Below are 7,912 nucleotides of genomic sequence, written 5' to 3'. Positions count from 1 at the left end.
CTGAGCGCCGCTACAGACGCAATTGGTGCACACCGTTTTAACAGTAGCTTGTACAGACTGCAAGTGCCTTCCCGAGATTGCCACGGGCGCAAAGCGCCCTCGCAATGACAAGTCGATAGCTTTTTCCATTTTAACGGTAGCTGGTACAAATCGTTTGTGCTGCGCCGGGCCCGGCTGTCCGCTCCCCTACAACGCACGACCGGAAACTTTCCGCTTGCCGCAGGCCCTACAATATTCGGCCCGAAATGTTGCATTTTTCTCCGGAACATGCTAGAATATTATGATAATTCCTTGATTGGAGGCGCAGGATATGACCTGGGAAGAAATGACATCCATAGCGGCAGAGGAGGGCTTCGCGGCGGCGGTCGTGACCGACACGAAGGACATTCCCTTTGACCCGTCGTTCCGGCCGCTTTGTGCCGAGAATCTCTGCGGAAAATACGGCGCAAATTACTCCTGCCCGCCCGACTGCGGCACGCCGGACGAGATGCGCGCGCGCATTCAGGCGCACCGCCATGCCCTCGTGCTCCAGACGATCTGGGAGATCGCAGACTACAGCGACTCGAAGGCCATCAAGGCCGCGAAAAAAGAGCACAACGCCGCGACGCTGCGCCTGCTCGGCCGTCTGCGCCGCGCGGACGTGCCCGGCTTCCCCGTCGGGGCCAGCGGCTGCGCCCTGTGTGAGACGTGCGCCATCGTGGAACACGAGCCCTGCCGCTATCCGGACCTGTATTATTCGTGCATGTCGGCCTACTGCATCTTCGTGCGCAGGCTCGCGGAGCAATGCGGCATGGAATATGACTGCGGGCCGGGCCTGCTGGCCTTTTTCGGCATGTACGTTTTTGACTGAGCGAAAGGAGAGGCCATGGATTTCAAGCTGCACGCGCCCTACAGCGCCACCGGCGACCAGCCGGAGGCCATCCGCAAGCTGACGGAGGGCGTCCGCCTCGGGCTGGACGAGCAGGTGCTGCTCGGCGTGACCGGCTCGGGCAAGACGTTCACGATGGCCTCGGTCATTGCGAACCTGAACCGCCCGACGCTCGTGCTGGCGCACAACAAGACGCTTGCGGCTCAGCTGTGCTCGGAATTCCGGGAGTTTTTCCCGGAAAACGCCGTGGAATATTTCATTTCCTACTACGATTACTATCAGCCGGAGGCCTATATCGCCCACACGGACACCTATATCGAAAAGGACTCCGCCATCAATGACGAGATCGAGCGCCTGCGCCACAGTGCGACGTCGTCGCTGTTCGAGCGGCGGGACGTCATCGTCGTCTCGTCCGTTTCGTGCATCTACGGTCTGGGCGACCCCATCGACTATAAAAACATGGTCATCTCGCTCCGCACGGGCATGGAAAAGTCCCGCGAGGAGCTGATGCAGAAGCTCGTGGAGATCCGCTACGAGCGAAATGACCTGAATTTCACCCGAAACACGTTCCGCGTGCGCGGCGATACCGTGGAGATTTACCCCGTCTACTGGTCCGGCCGGGCCATCCGTGTGGAGTTCTTCGGCGACGAGATCGACCGCATCTCCGAGATCAACGCCGTCAGCGGCATGCCGGAGCGCGTCATCAGCCATGTGGCCATCTACCCTGCCTCGCACTACGTCGCCTCGCGGGACAAGCTCAACCGCGCCATCCTCGAGATCGAACGGGAGATGGAGGAGCGTGAGCGCTGGTTCAAGGAGCACGACAAGCTGCTTGAGGCCCAGCGCATCCGCCAGCGCACGATGTATGACATCGAGATGCTGCAGGAGATCGGCTTCTGCAGCGGCATCGAGAACTATTCCCGCGTCATTTCCGGCCGTGCGCCCGGCACGCCGCCCATGACGCTGCTGGATTACTTCCCGAAGGACTTTCTGCTGTTCGTGGACGAGAGCCACGTCACGCTGCCGCAGGTGCGCGCGATGTACGCGGGCGACCGCTCGCGCAAGGAGAGTCTGGTGGAATACGGCTTCCGCCTGCCGAGCGCGTTCGACAACCGCCCACTGACGTTCCCGGAGTTCGAGGAAAAGGTCCATCAGGCCATCTACGTCTCCGCCACGCCGGGCGAATACGAGCGCAGCCGCGCCGGGCAGATCGCCGAACAGGTCATCCGTCCGACGGGCCTGCTGGACCCGAAGGTCGAGGTCCGGCCCATCGACGGGCAGGTCGACGACCTCATCGGCGAATGCAACCGCATCATCGAGCGCAAGGAGCGCGTGCTCGTCACAACGCTGACGAAGAAAATGGCCGAGGATCTGACGACGTACCTGCAGAACACCGGCATCCGCGTGCGCTATATGCACTCCGACGTCGCAGCGCTCGAGCGCATGGAGATCCTGCGCGACCTGCGCATGGCAAAATTTGACGTGCTCGTCGGCATCAACCTGCTGCGCGAGGGACTCGATCTGCCGGAGGTCTCGCTCGTCGCCATTCTGGACGCAGACAAGGAGGGCTTCCTCCGCAGCGAGACGAGTCTCATCCAGACCATCGGCCGCGCCGCTCGCAACGCCGGGGGCCGCGTCATCATGTACGCCGACAAGATCACGCCCGCCATGCGCGCCGCCATCGACGAGACGGAGCGCCGCCGCGGCATCCAGGACGCCTATAACAAGGCCCACGGCATCGTGCCGAAGACCATTGTCAAGGACGTGCGCGAGCTCATCGAGATCACGCAGGCCGAGGGCGAGGCCCAGCGGCGCGACGGCGTGAAGATGACGGCCGCCGAACGCGAGCGCGAGATCGCAAAGCTCGAAAAGGAGATGCGCGCCGCCGCAAAGCAGATGGAATACGAATACGCCGCCGTGCTCCGCGACCGCATCATCGAGCTGCGCGGCCAGAAAAGCTGATTGGGAGGGTCCTATGAGACTGGATAAATTTCTCAAGGTGTCGCGCCTCATCAAGCGCCGCACTGTGGCAAATGAAGCGTGCGACAACGCGCGCGTGACCGTGAACGGCCGCCCGGCCAAGGCGTCCTGCGACGTAAAGCCCGGCGACGTGCTGCGCATCGCCTTCGGCCAGCGGACGCTTGCCGTGGAGGTGCTGGCCGTGGCTGACGCCGTGCGCAAGGACGACGCGGCCGCCATGTACCGCGAGCTGCCGGAATAATTCGTTCCGCACTGGACATCCAGCAAAATTTCTGTTATCATTGTATATTATTTCGTTTATCGAACGATAAGGAGTCTGATCGCCCATGGAAAAGCTGATCGACCGGCTGTCCGCCGTTGTGGCGGAGGCGTTTTCCGCCGCCGGATATGACCCGGCCTGCGGCCGCGTGACGGTCTCAAACCGCCCCGATCTGTGTGAATTTCAGTGCAACGGTGCCATGCCCGCCGCAAAGCAGCACCACAAAGCCCCGCTCGTCATTGCGCAGGACGTTGTGGACCGCCTGCAGGACGGCAGCGTCTTTGCCTCGGCCGAGGCCGTAAAGCCCGGCTTTATCAACCTGCGTGTGCAGCCTGCATATCTGGCCGCCCATCTGGAGCAGATGCGCCAGAGCGAGCGCCTCGGCGTGACCGGTGAGCGCAAGCCCCGCGGCGTCGTGCTCGACTACGGCGGGCCGAACGTGGCAAAGCCCCTGCACATCGGCCACCTGCGTTCCGCCATCATCGGCGAGAGCATCAAGCGCATCTACCGCTACTTCGGCGACAATGTCGTCGGCGACATTCATCTGGGCGACTGGGGCCTGCAGATCGGCCTGATCATCGCCGAGCTGGAGCGCCGCAAGCCGGACCTGCCCTATTTTGACGAGAGCTTCACCGGCCCGTATCCCGAGGAAGCGCCGTTCACGATCTCCGAGCTGGAGGAGATCTACCCCACGGCCAGCGCCCGCTCGAAGGAGGACGAGCCCTTCGCCGCCCGCGCTCACGAGATCACGTTTGCCGTGCAGCAGCGCCGTCCCGGCTACTATGCCCTGTGGCGCCACATCATGCAGGTCTCCGTGGCCGATCTGCGTAAGAACTATGACAATCTGAACGTTAGCTTCGACGTCTGGAAAGGCGAAAGCGACGCGCAGCCCTACATCCCCCCGATGCTCGAGAAGCTGAAGGCCGAGGGCGTGCTTGTCGAGAGCGAGGGCGCGCTCGTCGTGCCCGTGGCCGAGGAGGGCGACCGCAAGGAGCTGCCGCCGTGCATCCTCGTCAAGAGCGACGGCGCGACGCTATACGCCACGACGGACCTGGCCACCATCGTGCAGCGCATGGAGGATTACCATCCGGACAAGCTGCTGTACCTGACGGACAAGCGCCAGAGCCTGCACTTCGAGCAGGTGTTCCGCACGGCGCGCAAGGGCCATCTCGTCCCGCCGGAGACGGAGCTGCAGCACATCGGCTTCGGCACGATGAACGGCAAGGACGGCAAGCCCTTCAAGACCCGCGCAGGCGGCGTCATGCGTCTGGAAACGCTCATTGCCGACATTGTGACCTATGTCACGGACAAAATCCGCGAGAACCAGACCGTCCCCGAGGACGAGCTGGACGCCACAGCCCGCTGCATCGCCATCGCGGCGCTGAAATACGGCGACCTGTCGAACCTCGCCACGAAGGACTATATCTTCGATCTCGAGCGCTTTGCCGCGTTCGAGGGCAACACCGGCCCCTACCTGCTCTACACCATCGTCCGCATCAAGTCCATCCTGAACCGCTGCGGCGGCGAGGGCGACTGGGCCATGGCCCCGGCCGACAGCGAGAGCGCCAAGGCGCTGCAGCTGGAGCTGGCGCAGATGCCGGACGCCCTGCAGATGGCCTACCGTGACTCCGCACCGAACGTGATCTGCGCCTATGCCTATGAGCTTGCGGGCGCGGTGAACCGCTTCTACCATGAGACGCGTATTCTGGCCGAGCCGGACAAGCAGAAGCAGGCGGGCTACCTCGCCCTCATCCGTCTTGCCAGACGCGCGCTGGAGGAATGCATCGATCTGCTGGGCTTCTCCGCCCCGGACCGCATGTGAAGCAGAATGAAAACGTCAATCCATCCAGCTGAGCCGGAGGGATTGACGTGATCAAACAAATCAGGGAGCTGCGGCAATGAACCGCAGCTCCCATTTTTTACTGCTCCGTGAACCACGGACCCGCATTCGGGAACAGGATGCGGAAGCGGATCTCATAGCTTCGTCCAAGCGGTGCGGAGAAGTCTGTCAGACGGAATTCCGGGATCACATAGTCCGTCACGCCGTCCGGCCCGGTCACAAGCGCCGTGTCCTTCAGGGCCGTCTCGACGCGGGTCGTCATATTCTGCCTGAGCAGGGCCTGCTCGATGCCCTCCGGCGTCAGGTCCTTGATCGTCGGGCGGCAATAGCGGCAGTAGGCGATGTCCTTCATATAGGCGAAAATCAGCTCGCGCGCAAAGGCCTCGCTGTCCTCCGGCTGCGGGTCCTGCTCGCCCTGCAGCCACTGCAGGCGCGTCAGACCCATGGAGAGCGCGATGCCGACGGAATTTGCCGCCGTGCCCCACGCGCTGTAGCCTATGAGCCACTGCAGCGAGGTATCCTCCAGCTGCTGCGGCAGATGCTGCGTGGCAGACGAGGCATCGATGACGATCGTCGGGACACCATTCCGGCAGTTCTCCTCCCAAGCTGCCAGATACCGGCTGCACTCCGTGGAGGAAGCGCCGCGCGTGAGCACCAGCACGACAGCATCTGACTGTTCGTTCCAGTCCACAAGCTCCGCGCCGAGCGCCGTGATATGCTGCTCCACGGACTCGCGGAGCGTCGAGGTATCGTAGGCATCGGCCACGCTGTCCTCATAGCCGCCGAAATAGTGCACGGACAGGCGGCTGTTCCATCCGGCGCAGTCGGCATAGGCACGCGTAAAGGCCATCATGCCAAGCTCGTCCGTTCCGCAGAACAGAGCGCAGTTTTTGCCGAGCAGCCGCTGCAGATAGCGGATCTCATTCGTCTGCACGGAGATGCGCGCAGCTGAGTCGTCAACACCGACGACACAGGCCGCAAAGCTCTCGGCATGGCGCAGCAGATAGTCCGTCAGCCGCAGCTTGCGCGCGCGGGCAGCCAGATAATGCTCCACCAGCTCGTCGTCCAACGTCGTTTCGATCCGTTCGCCGTCCGCGCCGTAGGGGTAGCCTGCAATGATGTTATCGACCGTCAGGTTGTGACCGGTCAGCTCGCCGCGCTCGGCCATGCCGTAGCTGCGGAACAGGCGGTAGGCCTCGCTGTCGAGTCCCTGATAGCCGGCGGTCGTGGCAAGGCGCATCACCGTGTCGAACACATAGACCGGCTTGCGTGCAGCGATCTGTGAAAGTGTATCAATGGCATCCTTTTCCCACGTCAGGTCCGTTCCGTCCTCCCAGCGGCTGTTCACAAGGCCGCCGGAGAGCAGCTGGTCCATGCTGACGATCAGCACATCGCAGGCGTCCTCATTGTCCAGCACCCACTGCAGCAGAGCATGCGTGTCGCCGTACTGCGTGCCGTTGGCATTCGTCGTCTGCCCGTCGAGCCGCGTGGCATAGAGGTCCTCCGGCGGCAGCAGCACATTCATACCGGTGCTGTCCGCCAGCGCCTCGACGCGCAGGTCGTTGACGGGGCGGTTGTCGAGCGGCAGGTAGAGTACCGTCGTGCCGCGGGCCGTGAAATAGTCCGCGCGCGGCATGATGTGCTCCTGCTTCTGCATGCTGCGGCAGAAGCGGGCCAGGATCGCGGCAGTCTGCGCGCGGACGGCCAGCGCCTGCGGGCGGAGCAGAACGGCGCCGTCCTCGGCAGAGCCGGTCAGATAACCCGCGCCGACGGCCCAGCCCATGGCGCTGCGCGCCCAGCTGCTGACCGTCCCGGCGTCCGGATAGCCGGAGAGGGGCGCCTCGCCGTCCCCGGCAAGGTCATACCACACGGCATAGCGATAGAGGATGGCCGCCGTCTGTTCGCGTGTGACGGGGTCGTCCGGGCCGAAGCGCCCGTTGCCGTAGCCGTTGACGATCTGCGCCCCGGCCGCCCACGAGACGGCATCGGCATACCACACGCCGTCGCCGACATCGGAAAATTCGCCTCCGGCCGCGGCGGGCTGGCCTGCCAGACGGTAAAGCACCTGCACGAGCATGGCGCGGGACGTGGCCGTATCCGGCTCGAATTCCGTCGTGCCCGTTCCGCTCATCAGCCCCTGCCGGTAGGCATAGGCGACGCTCTCAAAATACCACGCGCGGCGCGAGACATCGCGGAACGGCAGCGTTTCGGGCAGGAGGCCCTCCAGGCGGCCGTCGTCGCTGCCGTAGCGCACGCAGACGAACAGCCTGCCGTCCTCGAGCCGCTGCACGGCGGCCGTCGTCCCGCAGACCGTTACGGACGGCGCATCAGAAAAGGACGCAAGGCCATCCGGCTCGAGCACGAGGCCGAGATAATAATACACACCGGGCTCCGTGACGGTTCCCGCCGGGAGCGGCTTACTGATATGCTCACCGTCCGGAGACGAGAACCACACCATGCCGGACCAGCTCTGCCAGCTGTCCGCCAGATGGCAGGCCGCGTCCGTATGGAACGACGGCATACGCTCCGGAAGTCTGGCCCCACGCATCAGCGCGGTCGGCACGCCGGAGACGGCGACCGTTCGGATGGTCTCCTGTGTTGTCATGGCCAGCGGCTCTGCACCGCCTGCGACCACGCCGCCCGCAAGCTGCAGCACCAGCGCCGCGATCAGCATACAGATGACACCCTGTCTCATGCTCTCTCCTCCTGTGTTTGCGGACCGGCGCCGGCCGCGCCGGTCGTTCCTTCTCTCTTTGCAAGATTAGACGGCAGGAAGCCGAAATTGTTCCAACGTTTTTCTGCATTATAGCATACACGCGCCTGCCTTGCAACAGGTTGTTTCGATATGACGTCGGCATTATTCTGCAAAGCGGAGGCTTTTTGACAGTCTGAGACTCCCAGACGGTTCCCGGCTTGTCAAATGTCCCAGTCTTGTCATTGCGAGGCCCCGCGGGGGCCGTGGCAA

The 7,912-nt window shown here is 63.5% G+C and carries 5 protein-coding genes; 4 read left to right on the top strand and 1 reads right to left on the bottom strand.

Features of this window, described 5'->3' with window-relative positions; translation table 11 throughout:
* The first annotated feature begins 310 nt into the window (after positions 1 to 310).
* From WMO66_RS00890 to argS, 4 genes are all read left to right on the top strand, one after another.
* Positions 311 to 850 (top strand): DUF2284 domain-containing protein, encoded by a 540-nt coding sequence (locus WMO66_RS00890; protein WP_349134523.1) that lies wholly within the window; start codon positions 311 to 313, stop codon positions 848 to 850.
* Between the two features lie 15 nt (positions 851 to 865).
* Positions 866 to 2,830 (top strand): excinuclease ABC subunit UvrB, encoded by a 1,965-nt coding sequence (gene uvrB, locus WMO66_RS00885; RefSeq protein WP_349134522.1) that lies wholly within the window; start codon positions 866 to 868, stop codon positions 2,828 to 2,830.
* Between the two features lie 13 nt (positions 2,831 to 2,843).
* Positions 2,844 to 3,089, top strand: a complete 246-nt coding sequence (locus tag WMO66_RS00880; protein ID WP_349134521.1) for an RNA-binding S4 domain-containing protein — start codon at positions 2,844 to 2,846, stop codon at positions 3,087 to 3,089.
* Between the two features lie 85 nt (positions 3,090 to 3,174).
* Positions 3,175 to 4,929, top strand: a complete 1,755-nt coding sequence (gene argS / locus WMO66_RS00875; RefSeq protein ID WP_349134520.1) for an arginine--tRNA ligase — start codon at positions 3,175 to 3,177, stop codon at positions 4,927 to 4,929.
* Between the two features lie 97 nt (positions 4,930 to 5,026).
* Here the strand turns inward: argS and WMO66_RS00870 are convergent, their stop codons facing one another.
* Complete coding sequence (locus WMO66_RS00870) at positions 5,027 to 7,642, bottom strand: DUF4127 family protein (RefSeq protein WP_349134519.1); 2,616 nt, start codon at positions 7,640 to 7,642, stop codon at positions 5,027 to 5,029.
* Between the last annotated feature and the right edge of the window lie 270 nt (positions 7,643 to 7,912).

It is taken from the genome of Faecousia intestinalis (genome assembly GCF_040096185.1).
GTDB lineage: Bacteria > Bacillota > Clostridia > Oscillospirales > Oscillospiraceae > JAZOXB01.
Note: the sequence above shows the minus strand (reverse complement) of the source record. Positions and strands in the feature narration are given on the sequence as shown.

Excerpts from the sequence above, each read along its gene's own strand:
- argS (WP_349134520.1), top strand. The coding sequence starts at position 3,175 with ATGGAAAAGCTGATCGACCGGCTGTCCGCCGTTGTGGCGGAGGCGTTT.
- uvrB (WP_349134522.1), top strand. The coding sequence starts at position 866 with ATGGATTTCAAGCTGCACGCGCCCTACAGCGCCACCGGCGACCAGCCG.
- WMO66_RS00880 (WP_349134521.1), top strand. The coding sequence starts at position 2,844 with ATGAGACTGGATAAATTTCTCAAGGTGTCGCGCCTCATCAAGCGCCGC.
- WMO66_RS00890 (WP_349134523.1), top strand. The coding sequence starts at position 311 with ATGACCTGGGAAGAAATGACATCCATAGCGGCAGAGGAGGGCTTCGCG.
- WMO66_RS00870 (WP_349134519.1), bottom strand. The coding sequence starts at position 7,642 with ATGAGACAGGGTGTCATCTGTATGCTGATCGCGGCGCTGGTGCTGCAG.